General features: G+C 65.0%; 24 protein-coding genes. 9 read left to right on the top strand and 15 right to left on the bottom strand.

Annotated elements, in window-relative coordinates; all coding sequences use genetic code 11:
* Positions 1–103: 103 nt before the first annotated feature.
* Positions 104–904, top strand: coding sequence for an SDR family NAD(P)-dependent oxidoreductase (locus Q0743_RS01600; RefSeq protein WP_298239845.1), 801 nt, complete (start codon positions 104–106; stop codon positions 902–904).
* 236 nt (positions 905–1,140) lie between these two features.
* On the opposite strand, the gene boxB is transcribed toward Q0743_RS01600, so the two are convergent.
* The 5 genes from boxB to Q0743_RS01625 form a co-directional block, all read right to left on the bottom strand.
* The gene (boxB, locus tag Q0743_RS01605) at positions 1,141–2,592 is read right to left on the bottom strand and encodes a benzoyl-CoA 2,3-epoxidase subunit BoxB (RefSeq protein ID WP_298239846.1); all 1,452 of its coding nucleotides are present in this window, start codon (positions 2,590–2,592) and stop codon (positions 1,141–1,143) included.
* Between the two features lie 151 nt (positions 2,593–2,743).
* On the bottom strand, positions 2,744–4,432 hold the full coding sequence (gene boxC / locus Q0743_RS01610) for a 2,3-epoxybenzoyl-CoA dihydrolase (RefSeq protein WP_298239847.1): 1,689 nt from the start codon (positions 4,430–4,432) through the stop codon (positions 2,744–2,746).
* Positions 4,433–4,547: 115 nt separating this feature from the next.
* Positions 4,548–5,072 carry a DUF309 domain-containing protein gene (locus Q0743_RS01615; RefSeq protein WP_298239848.1) on the bottom strand — a complete coding sequence of 175 codons (525 nt, stop codon included), beginning with the start codon at positions 5,070–5,072 and terminating at the stop codon, positions 4,548–4,550.
* A gap of 18 nt (positions 5,073–5,090) precedes the next feature.
* On the bottom strand, positions 5,091–5,909 hold the full coding sequence (locus Q0743_RS01620) for an alpha/beta hydrolase (RefSeq protein WP_298239849.1): 819 nt from the start codon (positions 5,907–5,909) through the stop codon (positions 5,091–5,093).
* A 119-nt stretch (positions 5,910–6,028) separates the two neighbouring features.
* A complete protein-coding gene (locus Q0743_RS01625) occupies positions 6,029–7,570 on the bottom strand; it encodes a benzoate-CoA ligase family protein (protein WP_298239850.1) in 1,542 nt (513 codons plus the stop codon).
* A gap of 121 nt (positions 7,571–7,691) precedes the next feature.
* On the opposite strand from Q0743_RS01625, the gene Q0743_RS01630 reads away from it, so the two are divergent.
* The 3 genes from Q0743_RS01630 (at position 7,692) to Q0743_RS01640 (ending at position 10,000) form a co-directional block, all read left to right on the top strand.
* On the top strand, positions 7,692–8,600 hold the full coding sequence (locus tag Q0743_RS01630; RefSeq protein ID WP_298239851.1) for a helix-turn-helix transcriptional regulator: 909 nt from the start codon (positions 7,692–7,694) through the stop codon (positions 8,598–8,600).
* A 234-nt stretch (positions 8,601–8,834) separates the two neighbouring features.
* Entirely contained in the window at positions 8,835–9,230 is a 396-nt protein-coding gene (locus tag Q0743_RS01635) for a group II truncated hemoglobin (RefSeq protein ID WP_298239852.1), read from the top strand.
* Positions 9,231–9,319: 89 nt separating this feature from the next.
* Entirely contained in the window at positions 9,320–10,000 is a 681-nt protein-coding gene (locus tag Q0743_RS01640) for a transglutaminase family protein (protein WP_298239853.1), read from the top strand.
* 17 nt (positions 10,001–10,017) lie between these two features.
* On the opposite strand, the gene ybaL is transcribed toward Q0743_RS01640, so the two are convergent.
* Both ybaL and Q0743_RS01650 read right to left on the bottom strand, forming a co-directional pair.
* On the bottom strand, positions 10,018–11,754 hold the full coding sequence (gene ybaL, locus Q0743_RS01645) for a YbaL family putative K(+) efflux transporter (RefSeq protein WP_298239854.1): 1,737 nt from the start codon (positions 11,752–11,754) through the stop codon (positions 10,018–10,020).
* A 61-nt stretch (positions 11,755–11,815) separates the two neighbouring features.
* Complete coding sequence (locus Q0743_RS01650) at positions 11,816–12,601, bottom strand: IclR family transcriptional regulator C-terminal domain-containing protein (protein ID WP_298239855.1); 786 nt, start codon at positions 12,599–12,601, stop codon at positions 11,816–11,818.
* A 111-nt stretch (positions 12,602–12,712) separates the two neighbouring features.
* Between Q0743_RS01650 and Q0743_RS01655 the strand changes: the two genes are divergently transcribed.
* Complete coding sequence (locus Q0743_RS01655; RefSeq protein WP_298239856.1) at positions 12,713–14,071, top strand: aromatic ring-hydroxylating dioxygenase subunit alpha; 1,359 nt, start codon at positions 12,713–12,715, stop codon at positions 14,069–14,071.
* Positions 14,072–14,375: 304 nt separating this feature from the next.
* Positions 14,376–15,824 carry a glutamine synthetase family protein gene (locus tag Q0743_RS01660; protein WP_298239857.1) on the top strand — a complete coding sequence of 483 codons (1,449 nt, stop codon included), beginning with the start codon at positions 14,376–14,378 and terminating at the stop codon, positions 15,822–15,824.
* 122 nt (positions 15,825–15,946) lie between these two features.
* Here Q0743_RS01660 and Q0743_RS01665 read toward each other — a convergent pair whose 3' ends face one another.
* The 7 genes from Q0743_RS01665 to Q0743_RS01695 form a co-directional block, all read right to left on the bottom strand.
* Complete coding sequence (locus Q0743_RS01665) at positions 15,947–16,660, bottom strand: ABC transporter ATP-binding protein (RefSeq protein ID WP_298239858.1); 714 nt, start codon at positions 16,658–16,660, stop codon at positions 15,947–15,949.
* Positions 16,653–17,420 carry an ABC transporter ATP-binding protein gene (locus tag Q0743_RS01670; protein WP_298239859.1) on the bottom strand — a complete coding sequence of 256 codons (768 nt, stop codon included), beginning with the start codon at positions 17,418–17,420 and terminating at the stop codon, positions 16,653–16,655. Before Q0743_RS01670 ends, Q0743_RS01665 begins: the two co-directional genes overlap by 8 nt.
* Complete coding sequence (locus tag Q0743_RS01675) at positions 17,413–18,357, bottom strand: branched-chain amino acid ABC transporter permease (protein ID WP_298239860.1); 945 nt, start codon at positions 18,355–18,357, stop codon at positions 17,413–17,415. Before Q0743_RS01675 ends, Q0743_RS01670 begins: the two co-directional genes overlap by 8 nt.
* A complete protein-coding gene (locus Q0743_RS01680; protein WP_220014723.1) occupies positions 18,354–19,271 on the bottom strand; it encodes a branched-chain amino acid ABC transporter permease in 918 nt (305 codons plus the stop codon). Before Q0743_RS01680 ends, Q0743_RS01675 begins: the two co-directional genes overlap by 4 nt.
* A 293-nt stretch (positions 19,272–19,564) precedes the next feature.
* Positions 19,565–19,783 (bottom strand): hypothetical protein, encoded by a 219-nt coding sequence (locus Q0743_RS01685; protein ID WP_097661687.1) that lies wholly within the window; start codon positions 19,781–19,783, stop codon positions 19,565–19,567.
* Position 19,784: 1 nt separating this feature from the next.
* Positions 19,785–20,444, bottom strand: a complete 660-nt coding sequence (locus tag Q0743_RS01690; RefSeq protein WP_298239861.1) for an acyl-homoserine-lactone synthase — start codon at positions 20,442–20,444, stop codon at positions 19,785–19,787.
* A gap of 82 nt (positions 20,445–20,526) precedes the next feature.
* The gene (locus tag Q0743_RS01695; protein WP_298239862.1) at positions 20,527–21,264 is read right to left on the bottom strand and encodes a LuxR family transcriptional regulator; all 738 of its coding nucleotides are present in this window, start codon (positions 21,262–21,264) and stop codon (positions 20,527–20,529) included.
* Positions 21,265–21,429: 165 nt separating this feature from the next.
* Between Q0743_RS01695 and Q0743_RS01700 the strand changes: the two genes are divergently transcribed.
* A complete protein-coding gene (locus Q0743_RS01700) occupies positions 21,430–21,606 on the top strand; it encodes a hypothetical protein (RefSeq protein ID WP_298239863.1) in 177 nt (58 codons plus the stop codon).
* A gap of 159 nt (positions 21,607–21,765) precedes the next feature.
* Here Q0743_RS01700 and Q0743_RS01705 read toward each other — a convergent pair whose 3' ends face one another.
* Positions 21,766–22,263: a hypothetical protein gene (locus Q0743_RS01705; protein ID WP_298239864.1), complete on the bottom strand. Its 498-nt coding sequence runs from the start codon at positions 22,261–22,263 to the stop codon at positions 21,766–21,768.
* Between the two features lie 38 nt (positions 22,264–22,301).
* Between Q0743_RS01705 and kaiC the strand changes: the two genes are divergently transcribed.
* Together kaiC and Q0743_RS01715 are read left to right on the top strand one after the other, a co-directional pair.
* Positions 22,302–23,999 carry a circadian clock protein KaiC gene (kaiC, locus tag Q0743_RS01710; protein WP_298239865.1) on the top strand — a complete coding sequence of 566 codons (1,698 nt, stop codon included), beginning with the start codon at positions 22,302–22,304 and terminating at the stop codon, positions 23,997–23,999.
* 3 nt (positions 24,000–24,002) lie between these two features.
* Entirely contained in the window at positions 24,003–24,290 is a 288-nt protein-coding gene (locus tag Q0743_RS01715) for a circadian clock KaiB family protein (RefSeq protein WP_298239866.1), read from the top strand.
* Positions 24,291–24,294: the final 4 nt, after the last annotated feature.

Below are 24,294 nucleotides of genomic sequence, written 5' to 3' on the forward strand. Positions count from 1 at the left end.
CGAGTTTGCCGAACCTTTATCGCGCCCAACTCCCATCTGATCCCACCCTTCCTTGACTCCCCTGTCCTCCCCGCCCAAAACAGCGCCAACCAAGGGAGGCACCATGTTCAAGGATATGTTTTCGCTCAACGGCCGCGTCGCGCTGGTGACCGGCGGCTCGCGCGGCATCGGCAAGATGATCGCGGCGGGATTTCTCAGCGCCGGGGCGGCGAAGGTCTACATCACCGCACGCAAGGCCGGACCGTGCGAGGCCACCGCCAAGGAGCTCAGCGCGCAGTATGGCGGCGCGTGCATCGCGCTGCCGATCGACATCTCCACCATCGAAGGCTGCGACAGGCTCGCGTCCGAGATCATCAAGCTGGAGCCGAAGCTCGACATCCTCGTCAACAATGCGGGCGCGGCCTGGGGCGCGGAGTTCGACGAATTCCCCGAAAGCGGCTGGGACAAGGTGATGGACCTCAACGTGAAGTCGCTGTTCTTCCTGACCAAGGCGCTGGCGAAGCCGCTGCGCGCGGCCGCGAGCGCAGAACGGCCGGCGAAGGTGATCAACATCGCCTCGGTCGACGGCATCTTCGTCAATCCCAGCGAGACCTATTCCTACGCCGCCAGCAAGGCCGCCGTGATCCATCTGACGCGGCGCATGGCGACCAAGCTGATCAAGGACAACATCAACGTCACCGCGATCGCGCCGGGCGCGTTCAAATCCGACATGAACCGCGCCGCGCGCGACCACGCGGACGAGGTCGCCAAGCGCATCCCGGCGCGGCGGATCGGCAGCGACGAGGACATGGCGGGCGTTGCGATCTATCTCGCCTCGCGCGCGGGCGATTACGTGGTCGGCAACACCATCGCCGTCGACGGCGGCGTGGTCTATGCGAATGCCGGACTGGAGATTGCGGGGTAGGCGGGGGCTGCTTACGCTCCGCCCTCACCGCACACTCCGCTGTCGTCCCGGACAAGCGCGCCGCAAGCGCGCGCAGATCCGGGATCCATGATCACAGGGAGTAGTTCGGCGAAGACTCGTGATTGCCTGTTCGCGCCACGACCTCTCCCTGGGGTTATGGGTCCCCGATCTGCACAAGCGCCTGGCGTTGCCAGGCGTTTGCTTGTCCGGGACGACAGTCGAGGATGAGGCCGCGCTTACGACTCGATCTTCACGTATTCGAAATCGCCGGGCTTGTTGTCGATGCCGACCTTCGGCGGCGAGATCCACGAGGCGAACTTGCCTTGCTCGGTGACGGGCTGCATCAGCGAGGTGATGAAGTCGCCGTCGGCGGTCGAGGGCAGCCACTCGTCCTTGCGCCTGGCCCAGGTGGCGTTGTCGATCAGGATGCCCTCGGGCGTCGCATGCACGTCCTTGAACTCGCCGATGTGGCGATGGAAGGCGACGTTGGGCAGCTTGAGCTGGAAATCGTAGCCCGCGGTCGTGATCACCTTGTTCCAGCGCAGCATGCCCTTGACGCAGTCCTGGCTGTAATCGTCGCGCAGGCGCATGTTGAGCGCGGTCAGCGCCGGCTCGTCGACCAGCTTGATCTCGCCGTTGATCAGCTTGAGCACCGGATAGGTGGAGTTCTTGAGCTGGTGGTCGTCCTCGATCTGGGTCTCGTGATAGCGGCCCTTGATGCCGGCGTTGAAGGCGTTGGCGGCGTTGGTCGAGACCTCCGAGCCGAACAGGTCGAGCGACAGCGTGTAGTGCAGGTTCAGCTTCTTCTGGATGGTCGGCAGATCGATCACGCCGAGCGCGCGGACCTTGGCGATGTCGGTGGGATCGGTGATGCCGGCCGCCTTCATCGCATCGCAGGTGCGCTGCACGACGCGGGTGATGCCGGTCTCGCCGACGAACATGTGGTGCGCTTCTTCGGTCAGCATGAAGCGGCAGGTGCGCGACAGCGGATCGAAGCCCGACTGCGCCAGCGAGTGCAGCTGCATCTTGCCGTCGCGGTCGGTGAAATAGGTGAACATGAAGAAGGACAGCCAGTCCGGCGTCGCCTCGTTGAAGGCGCCCAGCATGCGCGGCGCGTCGGCGTCGCCGGAGCGGCGGCGCAACAAATCATCGGCTTCCTCGCGGCCGTCGCGGCCGAAATATTTCTGCAGCAGGTAGACCATCGCCCAGAGGTGGCGGCCTTCCTCGACATTGACCTGGAACAGGTTGCGCATGTCGTAGAGCGAGGGCGCGGTCTTGCCGAGATGGCGCTGCTGCTCGACCGAGGCCGGCTCGGTGTCGCCCTGGATCACGATCAGGCGGCGCAGCATGGCGCGGTGCTCGCCCGGGACTTCCTGCCAGGCCGGCTCGCCATAATGCTCGCCGAAGGGAACGACGCGGTTTTCTTCCTGCGGAGCGAGAAGAATGCCCCAGCGATATTCGGGCATGCGGACGTAGTCGAACTTGGCCCAGCCGCGCGGATCGACGGAGTAGGCGGTGCGCAAGTACACCAGCGATTCCTGGAAGCCCTCCGGGCCCATGTCGCTCCACCAGTCCATGTAGCCGGGATGCCAGCCCTCCAGCGCCTTGAGCACCTGGCGGTCTTCGGCGAGATTGACGTTGTTCGGAATCTTGGTCGAGTAGTCGACGTTCATGATGTTCATGTTCATGGCCGTGCTCTCCTTGATCGGTCTCGTGTCCCGGACGCAGTGCGGCGCGAAGTGCTGCACTGCTGAGCCGGGACCTATTGTCTGGTCCGTCTGGGTCCCGGTTCTGCGCAGCGGCATTGCATGCCGCAGCGCGCCCGGGACACGAAAGTCGTTACACCCGCGTCATATCGAATTTCGGCTTCTGGCCGCTGCCGTAGCGGCGCAGTGCGCCTTCCTCGCCGACGGCGTTGGGGCGCTGGAAGATCCAGTTCTGCCAGGCCGTCAGGCGCGAGAAGATCTTTGATTCCATGGTCTCGGGACCGACGAAGCGCAGGCTCGCTTCCATGCCGGTGAGGCTGTCGGGCGAGAAGCTGGCGCGCTCCTCCAGGAACACGCGGACCTCGTCGTCCCAATCGATGTCGTCGAGGGCGAAGGTGACGAGGCCGAGCTCTTCGGCCTGCTCGGCGTCGAGGCTGGTGCCGAGGGTGGCTTCCGCACGCTCGACATCGGAGGGGTCGGCCTGGAAGCGCGATTGCAGCCGGGTCAGGCCGTGGCTCATCGGATAGGGGCCGAAATTCATGGCGGAGAGCTCGATCGCCGGCGGCGGCTGGTTGTCGCCCTGGCGCGTACCGATCAACATGTAGGAGCGGTCCGCGGCGAAGACGAGCTCGGCGAGCGTGCCGGCGAAGCAGGAGCCGGGCTCGACCAGCGTCACCAGCGTGCGCGAGGTGACGTCGATGCGCTTGAGCACGCGCTTCCAGTAATGCCTGATCTCGTTGACCAGCCAATGCGCCTTGTTGGCTTCGAGGAAGGCGTCATGCGCGAGCACAAGGGCGCGGTCGCCATGGCTCTTGAACACCAGCATGGCGATCTCGAGCTCGTTGATGCGCAGATGCAGGATGGCATCGTCGAGCTCGCGCGCGACCTGCAGCGGCCAGAACGCAGCCCCTAACGCCATCATGCCGTCGATATCGGCGGGCGGCGCAGCTTCAGGGGCCTTGATCGAGATTGTGGCGATGCGGGCGGCGCGGTCGATGTCGACGGTGACGAAGCCGTAACGGATGCTGTTCTGATCGATGACGCGCTTGAGCGGCGTCAGTGCGATGCCCTTGCCACTGCCCTTGCGCTTCGAGGCCGCCGCGAACTCCCTGGCGCGCTCGGCGATCTTGCCCTCCAGCTTGGAGTTCGGCGCGATCTCGTCGACGAGGCGCCACTGCACGGCGCGCTTGCCCTTCACGCCCTCTTCGATGGTGCAGAAGAAATCGGCATGGTCGCGGCGCACCTTGCGCTTGTCGACGACGCGGGTGAGACCGCCGGTGCCGGGCAGCACCGCCAGCAGCGGCACTTCGGGCAGCGCCACCGCAGACGATCCGTCGTCGGCGAGGATGATGTGGTCGGTCGCGAGCGCCAGCTCATAGCCCCCGCCGGCCGCCGAGCCGTTCACGACCGTGATGAAGCGCTGGCCGGAATTCTCCGAAGAGTCTTCCATGCCGTTGCGGGTCTCGTTGGTGAACTTGCAGAAATTGACCTTGTGGGCGTGCGTCGAGCCCGCGAGCATGCGGATGTTGGCGCCGGCGCAGAACACGCGGTTCTTGGCCGAGCGCATCAAAACGACCTTCACCTCGGGATGCTCGAAGCGCAGGCGCTGGACCGCATCCGCCAGCTCGATGTCGACGCCGAGATCGTAGGAATTGAGCTTGAGCAGATAGCCCTCGAACAGGCCGCCGTTCTCGTCGACGTCCATGGTCAGCGTCGCGACGTCGCCGTCGACCGCAAGCTTCCAGTGCTTGTAACGGGACGGTTCGGTCTGGAAATCGATGAATGTCGCGCCGCCTGCGAGGCGCCGATCTTCCCCGGCCATGGGTCATCCCTGAGCTTGATTATGCATTTCGCCGTAGCGTTAGATGCACAATAGTGCATCTTTTCGAGCGCGTCTAGCCCTTAACCGGCGCCACATGCATTTTGTTTCATGAAAACTAGGACCGCGCAACCGCCCCGAGCGCGATCCAGTCGGCCTTGGAGAGCTCGGGACGGCCGAGCTTGGCCTGCAGCAGCAAGACCAAAGCCGGGACCGGAAAGCTTTCGACGAAGCCGTCGCCGGCCGCCACCGCCTTGCGCGAGATCAGCGCCCTCAGCTCGGCCAGGGCGTCGCCGAACAGGCGCGCGGCCGAATGCGATCGTTGCATGCGCAGCCGCAAATTCGCGTTGGCGATGTGGATGCAGGCGCGCAGCAGGATGCGCTCGCGGCCGCCCTGGGGCGCAGCCGCCCACACCGCCTCGAGCACCTCCTGCGCCTCCCAGAAATAGCCGCGGTCGTTGAGCGCAAGGCCATAGCGCAGCGCCGGATGGCGCGCCGGTACGTAGCCGCGAAAGGCGGACGGCACCAGCGCCTTGGCCATATCCAGCGTCCCGGAATCGGCTTCAGTCGCGCCGGCCTCGCCGGGCACATAGGCCCATTGCGGCCACGGCAATGGGCCGGTCACATGTGAAGGCACATTCATGGATGTGCCTCCGCATGCTCATGCGGCGTGTATCTGAAGTCCCTGATCGGCGCGCAGGGCCGCGCTTGCAAATTGCTCGATAGCGTCAAGCGTCGCCCCCGGCGCTTCACGATGCGGGGAATGGCCCGCCTCTGAAATGAATTTAAAATCTACCGGACAGTAGCACTCTTCCCTGGCAATTTCGACCTGTCGCAATGTCCCATATTGATCATTCTCGCCCTGCAGGATCAGGACGGGTACGCGGATATAGGCGAGGTATTCGGAGATGTCCCAGTCGCGGAATTTCGGATCGAGCCAGGCGCCGTTCCAGCCGTAGAAGGCGTTGTCGACGTCCTTGTGCCAGCGCGCCAGCTTTGCCTTGAGGTCGGTGGTCTCGAAGGTCGTCTTGATCTCGGCGATGGATGCCACCGAGACGTCCTCGACGATGAAATGCGGCGCGATCAGCGCGATGCCCTGCAAACGATGATCCTGGTGTGAACCGGCATAGATGGTTGCGATCGAGGCGCCGTCGGAATGGCCGAGCAAGAGGCCGCGCTTGAACGGAATTGCATCGAGGATCTTCGGCAGCACGTCGAGCGCTTCGCGCTGCATGTAGTCCAGCGGCCGCGGCAATGCGACCTTGCTCGACTGGCCGTAGCCCGCACGCGAATAGGCGAAGATGCCGGCGCCGGTCGCTTGCTGCAGCTTCTCCGGCATGTCGCCCCAGAGGCCGACCGAGCCGAGGCCTTCATGCAGCATCACGATGGTGGGAGCATCGGCCGATGCGGGCGCGAGCCATTTGTATTCGAGGCTGGCGCCGCCGATGCCGAGGAAGCCGGTGGGGGTGAGATTGGTCATGGTCGAAGTCCCATTCCTAGCCAGGGCCGAGATGCCCACCCTCCCCTGGAGGGGTCCGGGACGAACGTAGCTCGTCCCGGACCCCTCCAGGGGAGGGTAAGCAAGTGCAGTTCGCATCATCAATGCGCACCCTCACGCAGCTTGAACCGCTGGATCTTGCCGGTCGCCGTCTTCGGCAAGGAATCCACCACGTCGATCCAGCGCGGATATTTCCACGGGCCGATCTTCTGCTTGACGTGCTCCTTGAGCATCTCCTGCAGCTCCGTGGTGGTCGCACCCGGGCGCAGCACGACAAATGCCTTCGGCTTCAGCAAGCCTTCCGGGTCGGCTTCCGGCACCACGGCCGCTTCCAGCACGGCGGGATGCGTGATCAGCGCGCTCTCGACCTCGAACGGCGAGACCCAGATGCCTGACACCTTGAACATGTCGTCGGCGCGGCCGCAGAAGGTGTAGCGGCCTTCGCCGTCGCGGACATATTTATCGCCGGTGCGCGTCCACGGCCCCTCGAAGGTGCGGCGGCTCTTGTGGCGCTGATTCCAGTAGCCCTCGCCGGCCGAGGGCGCATCGACCAGCAGCTCGCCGACCTCGCCGTCGGCGACGTCCTGCCCGGCCTCGTTGACGAGCCGCACCGCATAGCCCGGCACCGGCTTGCCTGATGAACCGTATTTGATGTCGCCGGGCGCGTTCGACAGGAAGATGTGCAACAGCTCGGTCGAGCCGACGCCGTCGAGAATGTCGACGCAGAAGCGCGCCTTCCAGCTGTTGCCGACGGACTCGGGGAGCGCCTCGCCGGCGGAGGTGCAGATGCGCAAATTCCCGCCACCACGTTCAGCCTTCATGGTCTCGTCGTTGAGCATGGCCGCGAACAGGGTCGGCACGCCGTAGAAGATCGAGGGCTTGTAGCGGTTCATCAGGTCGAACATGCGCGCCGGGGTCGGACGCTCGCTGTTGAGGATCACACTGGCGCCGACCGACATCGGGAAGGTCAGCGCATTGCCGAGGCCATAGGCGAAGAACAGCTTTGCCGCGGACAGGCACACATCGCTCTCGCGGATGCCGAGCACTTGGCTCGCGTAGGTGTCGGCAGTCGCCTGCAGATTCGAGTGGATGTGGCGCACGCCCTTCGGCATGCCGGTCGAGCCGGAGGAATAGAGCCAGAACGCCGGCTCGTCCGGATGCGTCGCGGCGGTGGTGAACTGGTCGCTCTCACCGGCGAGCTCTTCTGCAAGCTGCTTGTGCCCGTTCTGCTTGGCGCCGGACACCACGACATGCTCGAGATCCGGCATGCGGCCGACGACGTCCTTGATGACAGGATAGAGCGCCTCGGACACGAACAGCACGCGGGCGCGGCAGTCGGCGAGGATGTAGGCGTATTGGTCCGCGGTCAGCAGCGTGTTCAGCGGCACCGGCACGATGCCGGCGCGGATCGCGCCCAGAAACACGACCGGGAAGTCGACCGTATCCAGCATGATCATCGCCACGCGCTCCTCGCGGCGGACGCCGAGCCGGCGCAGCATGTTCGCGGCGCGGCAGGTCTCGCGCTGCAGCTCGCCATAGGTGAGCCGCGAGACGGTGTCGTCGAAGGCCAGCTTGCTGCCGCGGCCCTGCTCGACGTTACGGTCGAGCAGCCAGGTCACCGCGTTGTAGGATCCCTCGCTCACGGACTTCTCCCCCGAATTTAGAATTATAATTCATAGAAAGACACCGCGGCGGCTTGCTGTCAATGCCAGCAGGCACTATGTTTCATTAAAACGCGCCGCAGGACATCTGTAAAGAAGGCTCATGACCGACAGTCCCGACGCCGAATCCCACTTCCTCGAACAGCTCGGCCAACGCGTGCGCACCATGCGCGCGCTGCGCGGCATGTCGCGCAAAGTGCTCGCCAAGGTCTCCGGGATTTCGGAGCGGTACATCGCGCAGCTCGAAAGCGGCAAGGGCAACGTCTCCATCGTGCTGCTGCGGCGCGTCTCCGACGCAATGGGCGCGCATCTCGAAGACCTGCTGCCGAGCGTCGAGCCGACGCCGGACTGGCAGATGTTTCGCGACCTCTTGCGCAAGGCGACCCCCAGCCAGATCGCGCAGGCCAAGGATCTGCTCGCCGGCGGCGGCGCCAACGCACCGCGGCGCGCGCCGTTCTGCGGCATCGCGCTGATCGGGCTGCGCGGCGCCGGCAAGTCGACGCTCGGGCGGATGCTGGCGAAGAAGATCGGCTGGAGCTTCGTCGAGCTCAACAAGGAGGTCGAGCAGCAGAACGGCCTCTCGGTCGCCGAGATCATCGCGCTGTACGGCCAGGAAGGTTTTCGCCGCATGGAGCAGGCGGCGCTGCAGCAATTGCTCGCGCGCAACGAGCTGATGGTGCTGGCGACCGGCGGCGGCATCGTCTCGGAGCCGCTGACCTTCGACCAGATCCTGAACTCGTTCTACACGATCTGGCTGAAGGCCGAGCCGGAGGAGCACATGGCCCGCGTACGCCGCCAGGGCGATCTGCGTCCGATGGCCGACGACCGCTCCGCCATGGCCGAGCTGCGCAACATCCTGCTCAGCCGCGAACCGCTGTATTCGCGCGCGACGGCGGTGGTGGATACCGCGGGGCTTTCCGTCGATGCGGCGGCGGCGCGGCTGATCGATGCCGTGCGCCCGGTGCTGCAGAACGAAGCCCGTAGCTTCGGGCTGCGGAGTGTGGCGCTGTAGGGCGAGCCTTCCGCTGTCGTCCCGGACAAGCGCAAGCGCAGATCCGGGACCCATAGCCACAGGGAAGAGTGGCGGCGCGAGATGGCAACCACGAGTCTTCGCCAAACACCTCCCTGTGGCTATGGGTCCCGGATCAGCGCTCGCTGACGCTCGCTTGTCCGGGACGACAGTGGAATTTGTGGAAGCGCCACAACACCCTTATATGCGAGCCCAAGAGCCAGCTTGAGACCTCCCATGACCTCCACCGAAATCACCACCTCCATGTTCGAGCGGATCGGCGGCAGTGCCACCATCGACGCGCTGGTCGATCGCTTCTATGAGCGCATGGACACGCTGCCGGAGGCGAAGATCATCCGTGCGATGCATGCTGGCGATCTCGGTCTGATCACGGACGTGCTGAAGCGCTATCTCACCGAATGGACCGGCGGCCCGCGGCTTTACACGCCCGAGAAGGGCCATCCGCGGCTGCGGCAGCGCCATATGGGCTTTGCCATCGGCGATGCCGAGCGCGACGCGTGGATGCTGTGCATGCGCGGTGCGATGGACGAGACGATCGCCGACCCCGCGGCGCGACAGGAGCTGGACAAGGCGATATCGGGCCTCGCGGACTGGATGCGCAACCGGCAGTGAGTTGGCGGCAGCGCCTCGACGCAATTCGAAGCTGCGCATCCTCAGTGAGTGATTTGAGTTCCTCGGCCATCGCCTGCTAAGCTCCAGGCATGACCGACATCCTTCCCGACACGATCCGCCGCCTCTACACCGATCCCGGCGAGTACATCGACAGCGATCATCCAGCCGTGCAGCAATTCGCGAACGGCGCCGTGCGCGCGGATGCGAACGCGCGCGAGAAGGCGAGCGTGCTCTACAAGGCGGTGCGCGACGGCATCCGCTACAACCCCTATGTCAGCATGCGCGTCGCCGAGACGTTTCGCGCCTCGAGCGTGCTCGCCGCGGGGCAAGGCTATTGCGTCGGCAAGGCCGCGCTCTATGCCGCCGCCTGCCGCGTCCACGGCATTCCCGCCCGGGTCGGCTTTGCCGACGTGAAGAACCACCTCACCACGGAGAAGCTGCGCGCCAGCATGGGCACCGACATCTTCACCTGGCACGGCTTCACCGAGGTGCATGTCGACGGCGCCTGGCGCAAGGCGACGCCGACCTTCAACGACACGCTCTGCGCCAAGGTGGGCGTGGCGCCGCTCGATTTCGACGGCCACAGCGACGCGCTGTTGCATCCCTTCGACGGCGAGGGCCGCGCCTACATGCAATATGTCAACGACCGCGGCACCTATCACGACGTCCCGGCGAAATTCCTGATGCGCGAGATGGCGCGCGACTACGCCAACATGCAGGGCGAGGATCTCTCAAACCGCGACATGGAGCGCGAGGCGGAGCAACGGTAGCGCGGAGGTGCCCGCGGTCAAACGACCGAACCGACCGCGAGCGCGCGGGGATCTTGCTGGGCAGCATCCGGAACTCGCCTCTCCAGCTCCTCGATCATGCCGCGTGCGATTTCCCGCTCGCCCATGATGACGACGTCAGCGCCCAGCCCCTTCAAATGATCGACCTCGGCATCCGCATGCGCCCGCGCGATGATGCGGATGTCGGGATTGGCCGCGCGTGCCTGCTGCACGATCTGCCCCGCCTCGAACGCTTCCGGGATCGCGATCACCAGATGCCGCGCCCGCGACGGATTGGTGGCGCCGAGAATCTCGGGCTGCGCGGCATTGCCCGTGACGGTCTCGATGCCGCCCTGCTTCAGCTTCGCCAGCGCGCTCTCGCCGGTCTCGGCGACGAGGAACGGCCATTGCCGCTGCTGCAGGGCGTCGCCGACCAGCGCGCCGACGCGGCCATAGCCGATCACGATGGTGTGGTCGGTGAGATCGGTGGTGCGGATCGGCTCGGGCACGGCAGCCTTGGCTTGCGGCGAATCCCGCCGGGGATCGAGGCGCGGCGCGAGCCAGGTGGCGGCCGCGAACATCAGCGGGTTGAACATGATGGAGAGGATCGCACCGGCCATGATCAGGTCGCGGCCCTCGCGCGGCAGGATCTGCGAGGCGACGCCGAGCTCGGCCAGGATGAAGGAGAACTCGCCGATCTGCGACAGGCTCGCCGAGATCGTCAGCGCAGTCGCGACCGGATGGCGGAACAGGATCACAATCAGGAACGCGGCGACCGATTTGCCGAGCATGACGATCACGAGCGTCGCCAACAGCGGCCAGGGCTCGCGCACCACGCTCATCGGATCGAACATCATCCCGACCGAGACGAAGAACAGCACGGCAAAGGCATCGCGCAGCGGCAGCGATTCCTGCGCGGCCCGCGCGCTGAGCGGCGATTCCCGCAGCATCATGCCGGCGAAGAACGCGCCCAGCGCCAGCGAGACGTCGAACAGCTTCGTCGCCCCGAAGGCAACGCACAGCGCAATCGCCAGCACCGCGAGGCGGAACAATTCGCGGGAGCCGGTATGGGCGATGTAATGCAGGATCCAGGGGATCACGCGGCGTCCGACCACCAGCATCAAGCCGATGAAGACGACGATCTTGACGATGGTCAGCATCACGACGCCGGCAAGACCGAGGCCGAGCTGCGCGGCGAGCGGCTCGAACGCGGGCTTGCCGTCGCCGCCGCCCTGCAGGCTGGCGATGGCGGGGAACAGCACCAGCACGAGCACCATCGCGAGGTCCTCGACGATCAGCCAGCCGACCGCGATGCGGCCGCGATCGGTTTCCATCAGGCGCCGCTCCTGCAGCGCGCGGAGCAGCACCACGGTGCTGGCGACGGACAGAGCGAGGCCGAACACCAGGCCGGCACTCATGCTCCAGCCCATCAGCCACGCAAGACCGAGCCCCATCAGCGTCGCGGCGGCAATTTGCACGACGGCACCGGGAACGGCGATGTTGCGGACGCTGAGCAGATCCTGCAGCGAGAAATGCAGGCCGACGCCGAACATCAGCAGGATGATACCGAGCTCCGAGAGCTCGATGGCGAGCGCCTGGTCGGCGACGAAGCCCGGCGTGAACGGACCCACCGCAACGCCGGCGAGGAGATAGCCGACCAGCGGCGGAATGCGGAACCGCTGCGCGATGGTTCCAAGTACGAAGGCTAGTCCGAGTCCAACGACGATGGTGGCGATGAGAGGTGTGTCATGCGGCATTTTTGCCTTTTGACACAGCAGGCCCAGCCATGCACCGCGACCTGTGCGCGCGGGTCGCAGCTCACAGCAATTGCGAGCGCACGGAGTCCGCGCCCTCGCGCAGCAATGGCAGGAAACGCTCGATCAATTCCTGCGCCGGCACGCGGTCGACATGCGCGCCCATATTGATGGCGGCGACGATCACATTGTCGTAGCGGCGCACGGGAACCGAGATCGAGCGGAAATGCGGCTCGGCCTCGCGGTCCACCAGCGAATAGCCCTGCGCGCGGTCGGCGACGATGCGGGCGAGCAGCGCCTCGGGATCCGTCATTGTCTGCGGCGTCAGCGTCTCGCGTGCCATGGCTTTCAGGCGCACAGCGAGATCGGCATCGTCGAGCTGGCCGAGCATGGTGCGGCCGACCGAAGTGCAGAACGCCGGCAGCCGGTAGCCGATCTCCAGTCCGCCGGAGAACATCCGCGCCGGACTGCTGCGTGCGATGAACACGACGTCGTCGCCGTCGAGCACCGCGAGCGAGGAGATTTCGTTCGCCGCGGTCGCGACGCGATCGAGCACGGGCTGCAGCACCGCGACGAGCTGATTGGAGCGCAGGTAGGACGCCGCGAGCGTCAGCACATGCGGCGTCAGTGAGAACAGCTTGCCATCGCCTGAGACGTAGCCGCCGCGCTGGAGGGTGAACAGCATGCGCCGCGCGGTGGCGCGCGGCAGATCGGCCGCGCGGGCGAGATCGCTCAGTGTCATCGGCCCGGCAGCCGTGCCGAAGCACTGCAGCAGCCGCAGGCCGCGATCGAGCGCCTCGACGAAATCCGTCGCGCGCTCGTCGGTCTCACTCCGCTTCAGCTTCGGCATGGCCTTGGGACAATCCTGCAAAATAGTACTTGCTGCCGATCCGAGGCATGTCATAATTCGCCCATTCGTTCAATAGGCGAACAAACGCCACTCCACAAGGATGCATACGCCATGATGAGCCAGGAGCAGAACGACCTGATCACCCGCACCGGGCCTAGGGATCCCTGCGGCAAGCTGATGCGGAGCTATTGGCAGCCGGCGGCGCTGGTGGATGAGCTGGAGGGCGCGCGGCCGATCCGCCCGGTGCGATTGCTCGGCGAGAACCTCGTGCTGTTCCGCGACGAGACCGGGCGCTACGGCCTGATGGATCGCCACTGCGCCCATCGCGGCGCCGACCTCGCCTTCGGCAGGCTCGAGCATGGCGGCCTGCGCTGCGCCTTCCACGGCTGGCTGTTCGACGCCACCGGACAGTGCATCGAGACGCCGGCCGAGCCGAAGGATTCAAACCTCTGCCAGAACATCCGGCAGCGCTCCTATCCCGTGGTGGAGAAGAGCGGCATCCTCTGGGCCTATCTCGGTGAAGGTGAGCCGCCGGCTTTCCCGGAGATCGATTGCTTCGTCGCGCCCGGCACGCACACTTTCGCCTTCAAGGGCCACATGGCCTGCAACTGGTTGCAGGCGCTGGAGGTCGGCATCGATCCCGCGCACGCCTCCTACCTGCATCGCTTCTTCGAGGACGAGGACACCTCCACCGCCTACGGCAAGCAGTTCCGCGGCGCGTCGGCAGGCTCCGACCTGCCGATGACGAAGATCCTGCGCGAATACGACCGGCCCATCATCAATGTCGAGCACACCGAATACGGCCTGCGGCTGATCGCGCTGCGCGAGATCGACGAGGAGCGCACCCATGTGCGCGTCACCAACCAGCTCTTTCCGCACGGCTTCGTCATCCCCATGAGCACGGAGATGACGATCACGCAGTGGCATGTGCCTGTCGATGACGAGAACTGCTACTGGTACGCGATCTTCACCAGCTATTCGAGCCCGGTCGACAAGCAGAAGATGCGCGACCAGCGGCTGGAGCTCTATGAGCTGCCCGATTACAAGTCGCGCAAGAACCGGGCGAACGATTACGGCTTCGATCCGCACGAGCAGCAGACTGCGACCTATACCGGCATGGGCAACGACATCAACGTCCACGACCAATGGGCGGTGGAATCGATGGGCGCGATCCAGGACCGCACCAAGGAGCATCTCGGCTCCAGCGACAAGGCGATCGTGCAGTATCGCCGCCTGCTGCGGCAGGAAATCGAGAAGGTCGGCGGTGGCGTGAAGCCGATGCTGTTCCTGGACGAGAGCAAAGCACGCAGCATCCAGGGGCCGGCCACCATGGACGGCATCGGGCCGACCCAAGGCTGGGAGCTCTACTGGATGGAGGTCGACGTCAAGCGCCGCCGCGGTGCACCCTGGGCCCCGCCGGTGCCGAAGGAGATCGCCGACAACGTGCACCGGCTGACGGCGGCGGAGTGACGTTCTTGCACGGACCCCGTAGGGTGGACAAAGGCGCAAAGCGCCGTGCCCACCATTTCTCCATGAAGGATACAGATCGTGGGCACGCTTCCGCCTTCGCTCTTCGAGCTACGGCGGACAAGTCGCTTTGCCCACCCTACGGCAGTGGAGATCATGCGACGGCCTCTCCTCGTCATTGCGAGCGCAGCGAAGCAATCCAGACTGCCTCCCCGGCGGGACTCTGGATTGCTTCGTCGCAGGGGCTCCTCGCAATGACGGAGGATGTGGCGCATGCTTCGCGCCTCACGACTGGAGGACTTGAAAAGTGACTTTCGTCGCGCGTCATGCGCTGTGGTCGGATGAGCAGAGGGACGCCGCGGCGCGCATGCGCCGGATCGTCGAGGAGAGGAATCTCGAGGTCATCCGCCTCGCCTTCCCCGACCAGCACGGCATTTTGCGCGGCAAGACCATCATCGCCTCCGAAGCGATAGCGTCGCTGGAGAGCGGCGGCTCCATCACCACCACCATGCTCGCCAAGGACACCTCGCACCGCACGGTATTTCCGGTGTTCACCGCGGGCGGCGGCTTCGGCATGAAGGAGATGGAGGGCGCGGCCGACGTGCTGATGGTGCCTGATCCCACCACCTTCCGCGTGCTGCCCTGGACGCCGACGACGGGCTGGGTGCTTTGCGATCTCTATTTCAGCGACGGCCGCCCGGTGCCGTTCGCGACGCGCTCGCTCTATCGCAAGGTGCTTGATGAGCTCGGCGCCCGCGGCCACGATTTCGTCGCCGGCCTCGAGGTCGAATTCCACATCTTCAAGCTCGACGATGCGCATATGCGCCCCGAGGACGCCGGCCAGCCCGGCACGCCGCCCTCGGTGAGCCTGCTCAGCCACGGCTATCAATACCTCACCGAGCAGCGCTTCGATCAGATGGAGCCGGTGCTGGAGATCCTGCGCCGGGACATCGTCGCGCTCGGCCTGCCCTTGCGCTCCGTCGAGGTCGAGTTCGGACCGAGCCAGTGCGAATTCACCTTCGCGCCGAAGAAGGGGCTGGAGCCCGCCGACAACATGGTGCTGTTTCGCAGCGCCGTGAAGCAGATCGCGCGCCGCCATGGCTACCACGCCACCTTCATGTGCCGGCCGAAGCTGCCGAACGTCTTCGCCAGCGGCTGGCACCTGCACCAGTCGGTCGTCTCGCGCGCGAGCGGCGAGAATCTGTTCATGGCCAAGGAAACAGCAAAGGACGGCGGCGAGCCGCTCAGCGCATTCGGCCAAGCCTGGCTCGCCGGCCTGCTCGACCACGCCCGCGCCTCCACTGTGTTCACCACCCCGACCATCAACGGCTACAAGCGCTACCGTTCCTATTCGCTGGCCCCGGACCGGGCGATCTGGGGCCGCGACAATCGCGGCGTGATGATCCGCGTGCTCGGTGGCGCAGGCGATGCCGCAACGCGCCTGGAAAACCGCATCGGCGAGCCCGCCGCCAATCCCTATCTCTACATGGCCTCGCAAATCCTCTCGGGCCTCGACGGCGTCGACCGCAAGCTCGATCCCGGTCCGTCCGCCGACACGCCCTACGAGACCAAGGCGCCGCTGCTGCCCAAGAGCCTGCGCGATGCCGTGAGTGCGCTGAAGGACGATCCGTTCTTCCGCGAGAAGCTGGGCGCCGAATTCGTGGACTACTACACCCACATCAAGAACGCCGAGATCGACCGTTTCCTGAGCGAAGTGACCGACTGGGAGCACCGGGAGTATTTCGAGGTGTTTTGAGCGCGGCAGCACGCTCCGCCGTCATTGCGAGCGCAGCGAAGCAATCCAGACTATCTCCGCGGAGGGTTTCTGGATTGCTTCGTCGCAAAGGCTCCTCGCAATGACGGGGCGAGGGCTGCGCCTCAAATCCCCAGATATTTGTGCTGCAGATCCGGCTCGGCCATCAGCTCGTCGGAGGTGCCGCTCCACACCGTCTTGCCGCGCTCGATGATGAAGTGGCGGTCGCAGATGCGGGCGAGATGGTCGACGTTCTTGTCGACGACCAGGATCGACTGGCCGCGACTCTTGAGCAGTGAGAGGCAGCTCCAGATTTCCTCGCGGATCAGCGGCGCGAGGCCTTCGGTCGCTTCGTCGAGAATCAGCAGCTTCGGATTGGTCATCAGCGCGCGGCCGATCGCGAGCATCTGCTGCTCGCCGCCGGAGAGCTGGTTGCCCATGTTGGCCGCGCGCTCGGCGAGGCGCGGAAACATCACGTAGATCGCGGCCAGCGTCCAGGGATTGGGGCTGCCGAAGCGATCGGCGGCGGCCGCCACCAGGTTTTCGCGCACGGTGAGGTTCGGAAAGATCTGGCGTCCCTCGGGGACGAGGCCGACGCCGAGCTTTGCGATCCGGTAGGACGGCAGCAGCCTGACCTCGGTGCCCGCGAAGCGGATCGCGCCCGCCCGCGCCGGCGTCAGGCCCATGATCGAGCGGATGGTCGTGGTCTTGCCCATGCCGTTGCGGCCCATCAGCGAGACCATCTCGCCCGGCTTGATCGACAAGGACAGGCCGAACAGCACCTGGGACAGGCCGTAGCAGGTCTCGATGCCGTCAACGTCGAGCAACGTGTCAGCCATGATGCGTCACCACATGCTGATCGCCGAGATAGGCGCGCTTGACGTCTTCGTTGGCGCGGATCGAGTCCGGGTCGCCCGAGGCGATGACGCGGCCATAGACCAGCACCGAGATGCGATCGGCGAGCGCGAACACCGCGGGCATGTCGTGCTCGACCAGCACGATCGAGACCTCTTTCCGCAGCTCCTGCAGCAGCTTCACCATGCCCTGCGATTCGGTGACGCCGAGCCCGGCCATCGGCTCATCCAGCAGCAACAGTTTCGGCCTGCTGGCGAGCGCGACCGCCAGCTCGATCTGACGCCGCTCGCCGTGGCTCAGCTTCGACACCAGCACATCGGCGCGATGGGCGAGACCGACGCGATCGAGCGCGGCATGCGCGGCATCGCGCAGATCCTTCTCCTTGCGCGCATTGGCGAAGAAGCGGAACGAGGTGCCGGCATGGGCCTGCGCCGCCAGCGCGACATTGTCGGCCGCCGTGAAGTCGAGCAGCAGCGAGGTGATCTGGAACGAACGCGCAAGGCCGAGCGCGCAGCGGCGATAGGCCGGCAAATACGTGATGTCGCGGCCCGCCAGCGAAACGCTGCCGGAATGCGGCGCCAGATGTCCGGTGAGCTGGCTGATCAGCGTGGTCTTGCCGGCACCGTTCGGGCCGATGATGGCGTGCAGCTCGCCGCTGGCGACCTCGAGCGAGACGTTGTCGGTCGCGATGATGCCGCCGAAGCGGCGCACCAGCTTTTCGACACGGAGCAGGGGTTCAGCCACGGTTAGCCCTCCCCAGCATGCCCATGATGCCGCCGCGGCCGAACAGCACGATCAGCAGCAACAGCGGCCCCATGATCAGCGCCCAATATTCGGTGATCTGCGACAGGAACTCTTCCAGCAGCAGGAACACCACCGCGCCCATCACAGGGCCGAACAGCGTGCCCATGCCGCCGAGGATCACCATCACCATGAGATCGCCGGAACGGGTCCAGTACATCACGGCCGGGCTGACGAAGTCGGTGTTGTTGGCGAGCAGCGCGCCGGCGAGACCGCACATGGTGCCTGAGATGACGAAGCAGACCAGCTGGTAGCGCTTGGCCGGGAAGCCGATCGCCTGCATGCGCTGCTCGTTGGAGCGCAGGCCCTGCACGACGAGGCCGAAGCGCGAATTGACGATGCGCCAGATCAGGAAGATCACGCCGAGCAGGCAGGCAAGACAGAGATAATAGAACTGCGTGCGGTTCGACAGGTTGATCAGCCCGGAGAAATCGCTGCGCTTGTAGACGGTGAGGCCGTCGTCGCCGCCGTAACGCGCGAGCCCCGAGGCGACGTAATAGGCCATCTGCGCGAAGGCGAGCGTGATCATGATGAAATAGACGCCGCGGGTGCGCAAGGAGAGCGCGCCGATCACGAGGGCGTAGATCGCCGAGGCAGCGAGCGCGACCGGAAACTGTATCCAGCCGCTTCCGACGCCTTCCTGCGCCAGCATGCCGACGGCGTAGCCGCCGATGCCGAGATAGGCGGCGTGACCGAAACTCATCATGCCGCCGAACCCCATGATGAGGTTCAGGCTCGCCGCCGCCAGCGCCAGAATGATGATGCGGGTGAACAGCGTCAGGATGAAGATGTTGCCGGAAGCCTGCGAATAGAGCGGCAGCAGCACGAGACCGGCCAGCATCAGGGCCGTGACGGCCTTGCTCACGGTAAAGCTCTTCATCGACGGTTGGCCGGAAACAGCCCCTCCGGCCGCACCACCAGCACGATCGCCATCAAGAGGTAGATCAGCATGGACGACAATGCGGGCGCGGCGGTGGAGGCGGCGGCGCCGCTCAGCACCTGCCGGAGCAGATTGGGCAGGAAGGCCCGGCCGAGCGTGTCGATCATGCCGACGAAGATCGCGGCGAGGAAGGCGCCGCGGATCGAGCCGATGCCGCCGATCACGATGATGACGAAGGCGAGGATCAGGATGTTCTCGCCCATGCCGATCTGCACGGTGAGGATCGGCGCCTGCATCAGTCCGGCAAGGCCCGCGAGCGCGGCACCAAGTCCGAACACCAGCGTGTAGAGCAGCTTGATGTTGATGCCGAGCGCGCCGATCATCTCGCGGTTGGAGGCCCCGGCGCGGATCAGCATGCCGATCCGGGTGCGCATCACGCCGAGATAGAGCAGCAGCGCGACCAATAGCGCCACGATGATGATGGCGAGACGATAGGCGGGATAGTGAATGCCGGGCAGGATCGGCACCGGCACCGTGAGCCAGGCCGGCAGCGGCAGCGCGAGGCCCGCCGGGCCCCAGATCAGCCGCACGGCTTCATTGAAGAACAGGATCAGGCCGAAGGTTGCGAGCACGTGGTCGAGATGGTCGCGGCCATAGAGATGCCGCAGCGCACTCATCTCGAGCACGATGCCGAGCACGAGTGTGGCCCCGAGCGCCATCAGCGCACCAGCCAAGAAGCTGCCGGTCCAGGCCGCGAAGGTCGCCGCGAAATAGGCGCCCATCATGTAGAGCGAGCCGTGCGCGAGGTTGACGAGATCCATGATCCCGAACACCAGCGTCAGGCCGGCGGCGAGCAGGAACAGCAGCAGGCCGAACTGCAATCCGTTCAGGAACTGTTCGACGACGAGCAGCATCAAGACTCTTTCAGGCGCACGCGGTGTCGCGCCGATGTTCGAACGCAGTCGCCATCAGTGAAAGAGCTCCCCCTGCCTCATCAAGGCGGAAAAATGGGTAATGGCAGTATCGTTCCGAGGCAAGAGCGATTCGACACCCAACATGCACTTTGTTGCATGCGGGTGCATGCGGTCGAAACGCCCCTGCAAGAAGGCTGCCGAGCCGGCTGGGGCAACCTGCCGCACCCAAACGATCACCCTCCCCCCGTTGCCGGGGAGAGGGTGCCGCAATGTGTTGGAGCGAAGAGCGGCGTCTAGTGCGACGTCATCTGCTCGGGCAGGTCGCCCGGTTCGGTGAGCACGCTGTTGGCCGTCGAGGCCTCCAGCGCCGCCATCCGGAACAGATAGGCGAGCGTCGCCAACCCCGAGTCTTCCGCCATCTGCGCCAGCTCGAGCGCCATGTCGGACATGTAGCCGAGATTCTCGTCCCTGGTCTGCGCCATGATCTGGCTGTCCCGCATCATGTTCGACATCTCAGGCACTCTTCCGTTGCGCGGCAGTGGCGCCGCAGAGGTTGGCACGGGCGACGGCATCCAGATGCGGGCCGTCCTGACACACGACCGAAGCCATGCCGATACGATCGTGCAGGGCGTCGACCGTCTCGCGACGAATGTCGATGGTGGCCGCCATGGTCCATGCATTCTCCACCAGGGCCGGCAGGCCGAGCGGGGTCACCACGAAGCCGGCCTCGTGGAAGCGCGGCAGCCACCAGGTTTCCATGATCGCGCTGACCTGCGTGATGCCCTGCGCGAGGCAGAACTCCTGCACCGCGGCCATCAGTTGCAGGTTGAGCGCACCGTCGCGACGATCGCGTACGACGAAATAGCGCGACCATTCCCAGATCAAGGGATCCGCGGGGCAGCCGCGAACCGACGCCAGATGCGGGAACACCTCGCTCATCATCGAGGGCTTTGTCGTGGGATAGAGCCGATGGCCACCGATGACCCGTCGGCCCTCGAGCGCGAGCAGATAGACAGTATCCTCATCGTCATAGGAATCGATCTCGCGGCAATCCGGCTTGCGCAGCGTCTCCCATCGCCGCTCCTCGACGAAGACCTCATGGCGCAGCCGGAAATGCTGCTCGATCACGTCTTCATAAAGGTGGCGATTTAGCGCAGAAATGGCGTGAATCATGAAAACCCCCAGTGAGCCTCAATGGGGGCAGACTCTTCGAAAACGGCGGGGTTCGGTATTGGGAAATTTCCCAGTAGGTCGCTCAGGGATTGATGATCTTGTTCCGAATCGCAAGCGCCACTGCATGCGTACGGTTGACGGCCCCGAGCTTGCGCGCGGCGGTTGCAAGATGCTCTTCCGCCGTGCGCTGCGTGATGTGCAGGATCTCGCCGATTTCCCAGGCTGACTTGCCTTGCGAGGCCCAGGAGATCACCTCCCGCTCGCGCGGGGTGAGACGCGTCGACGGATGAGGCGCCGGGGCGAGCAGACGGCGGATGTGGTCGAAGCCGTACATCGCCATCAGGTGCAGTGCCGGCTTGCTGCGGGGATTGAGGTCGAGATGAACGCCGCCCAGCGACACCGCGGCCTCGTAGCCGGTGAGCCCATGGATCGGCACGATGAAGCCCCGCGACATGCGAAAATCGGTGGCGCGGTTCATCACTTCGGCCGCGTTCGGCTCGAGCTCGGCATCGTAGGGCGCTTCCGACCATTCGAACGGATTGACCGATTGGCGGCAGAGCCGCACCACGGGATCGAACCGGTCGTAATTGTTCTGGGTGTAGAGGCTGAACCATCCCGCCGGCCAGCGCTTGGCAAGCACCATCTGCGCGAACCGCTGGTCGGGATTGGGCAATCCCGTCACGATGATGGTTTCGAAACCGAAGCGACCGAACGCCGTCTCGAGCGCATGCATGGCATCGGGCACCTTGCGATAGATACCCAGGCCTTCGATGAAGTCGAGTGCCTCCCGGCCATAATCAACGGCGTCTGCGGCGGACATCGGTACGTTTCCTGACCTTCGCCCTTTCATATAGCACGTATTCGGGGGCTGCCTCAATTCGCTGCGACCGTAGTTTCCCGGTGCTCTTCCGGCCTGAAGAATTAAACTACTTGTGGCAGAATTGACGTCACGATACACCTGACGCGTCCGCAGCGGGAAAACCAAATGCAAGACGAGGACATCGCCCTCAACAGCGTGCTCGGCCTGGAATTGAACCGCGTGTTCTTCGCCGTCCGCGATACGGCAAACAAGCAGAAGATCATCGAGTTCGCGCGCCAGGTCCTGCAGAGCGAGCACGCGGAGCTGGTTGACAGTCTGTTGCCGGAGGGCCCGGCGAGCTGAGCCGTGTCGTGTGATGCGTGAGTGCCGTCAGCGCGAGCCACTCCGCATGCCCGACCATCGGCACGCGCGCATGGTCAATCGATTTCAGCGGAAGCCCTCAGTCATCCCGCCTTCGGGCACGCGTCGAGCGGGCGGATGGGATCGCGCCCCTGTCCGATCTCAACCCGACGATCCATGTCCGAGATCGGTGAGCGCATTGCGGCCCAGCGACGTCAATTCATCCAAAGCCGTCGTACCGGAGCGCGCGGCTTCCATCAGCCGCGCGGCAATCAGCTTCCTGCTCTCATGATCGCCGCCATGCCTGACGTGACTGAAGGCCGCATCAAGCGCCGCATCCAGGATGGTTTGCATGCGGCCTTCGAACTCGCTCATCTCGTCACCGACCCACGGCAGCTCCGTCACGGCCCTTATGAGCCGGCGCAACAAGGGCGTATGTTCACAAGTGAACGGAGAGGCGATCACGAAGCCGATGGCCGAGATCACCACCGTCTCATGCAGAAGCGATCGGCTGTCCGAAAGCTGCCAGCGGTGGCCCAATACTGCCAGCTCGATTGTGGCCGCGCCAACGCAGACGAAGCGGGCCAACCAGGAACGGCCGCTTTCGTTCCCGCGGAGCGCGACAAAATTGCGGTGACTCCCCTCTAGGCGATCCGTCATTCTTTGCTTAGAAAAAACGCCCGGAACCAGGACTGGGCATGACTGACGGCATCACGAAATCCGCAACCGGCATCGAAGGCTTTGACGATCTGACACTCGGAGGTCTCCCCACGGGACGGCCCTCCCTGGTCTGCGGCTCGGCCGGCTGCGGCAAGACATTGTTCGCATCGACGTTCCTCTTCAACGGCGCGCGGCTCTACGACGAGCCCGGGGTCTTCGTGACCTTCGAGGAGCGCCCCGTCGACATCGTCGCCAACGTGGATTCGCTCGGCTTCGACCTGCAGGGGCTGATCGATCAGTCGAAGATCCATATCGAGCATATCGAGATCGATCCCTCCGAAGTCGCCGAAATCGGCGACTACGATCTGGAGGCACTGTTCCTGCGGCTCGAATTCGCGGTCGATCAGATCGGTGCCAAGCGCATCGTGCTCGACACGATCGAGAGCCTGTTCTCGGCGTTCTCCAATCCGGCGATCCTGCGGGCCGAAATCCGCCGCCTGTTCGATTGGCTCAAGCAGAAGGGCCTGACCGCGGTCATCACCGGCGAGCGCGGCGACGGCAGCCTGACGCGACAGGGCCTCGAAGAGTACGTCTCCGATTGCGTCATCCTGCTCGATCATCGCGTCGACAACCAGATCTCGACGCGGCGCCTGCGCATCGTCAAATATCGCGGCACCGCGCACGGCACCAATGAATATCCGTTCCTGATCGACGAGGACGGCTTCTCGGTGCTGCCGGTCTCCTCGCTCGGCCTCGGTCACAAGGTGTTCGACGAGCGCATCTCGACCGGAGTGCCCGACCTCGACGCCATGCTGACCGGCGGCGGCTTCTATCGCGGCAGCAGCATCCTGCTCACCGGCGTCGCCGGCTCCGGCAAGAGCTCGCTCGCCTGCATGATGGCGGACGCCGCCTGCGCACGCGGCGAGCGCGCGCTCTATCTCTCCTTCGAGGAGTCCGAGGGGCAGACCGTCCGCAACATGAAGTCGATCGGCACCGATCTCGGCAGATGGTTGAAGAGCGGCCAGATGCGCTATATCGCGGCGCGACCGACCTTCTATTCGCTCGAGATGCATCTTGCGATCATGTTGCGCGAGATCGGCAGGTTCAAGCCGCAGCTCGTCGTGCTCGATCCGATCTCCGCCTTCACCGGAGCGGCCGACATCAGCGAGGTGCAGGCGATGCTGCTGCGCATCGTCGACTACCTCAAGTCCAACGGCATCACCGCCGTGTTCACCCATCTGGCTCATGTCCAGCAGGCGGAGACTGATGCCGGCCTGTCGTCACTGATGGACGGCTGGATCCTGCTGCTCAACCGTGAAGCCAACGGCGAGTTCAACCGCGAGCTCTATCTGCTGAAGGCACGCGGCATCTCCCATTCCAACCAGGTGCGCGAGTTCGTCATGTCGAACAAAGGCATCCACCTGCTGGAGCCGTATCTGGGCGAGAGCGGCGCATTGACCGGATCGGCCCGGCGCAACGAGGAGGCCCGCACACGGCGCGCCGAAGTCGACCGGCTGGCCGAGGTCGCGCGGATCCAGGATCAGGTCGGACAGCGCCGCCGGCGTGCACTGGCCCAGATCGAGACACTCAGGGCCGACATCGACGCCGACGAGGCGGAGCTCAAGCGCCTCGTCAAGGCCGAAGAAGTCTATCTCCGGCAAAGCCGGACCGATTCCGCGGAAATGGCGCGCGGACGCGGGATGAGCAACTCCGCCGGCAAGACGAAGCAGGACTGAACTATGGCCGCATCAAGCAACGAGCCCGTCAAGCTCGTCCTCTACGTCGCGGGCGAGACGCCGAAATCGCTCGCCGCGATCCGCAATCTCGAAAAGATCTGCTCCGAGCACCTCGCCGGCAAGTACCGGGTCGAGGTCATCGACCTCAAGAAGCAGCCGCAGCTTGCCCGCGAGCACGGCATCGTCGCGATCCCCACCCTGGTGAAGGAGCTTCCCGTCCCGATTCGCAAGATCATCGGGGACCTTTCCGACACCCAGAAGGTTCTAGTTCATCTGTCTGTCGAGGAATGATGAC

Origin of the sequence: uncultured Bradyrhizobium sp., from assembly GCF_936943645.1 — a bacterium.
Lineage (GTDB): Bacteria > Pseudomonadota > Alphaproteobacteria > Rhizobiales > Xanthobacteraceae > Bradyrhizobium.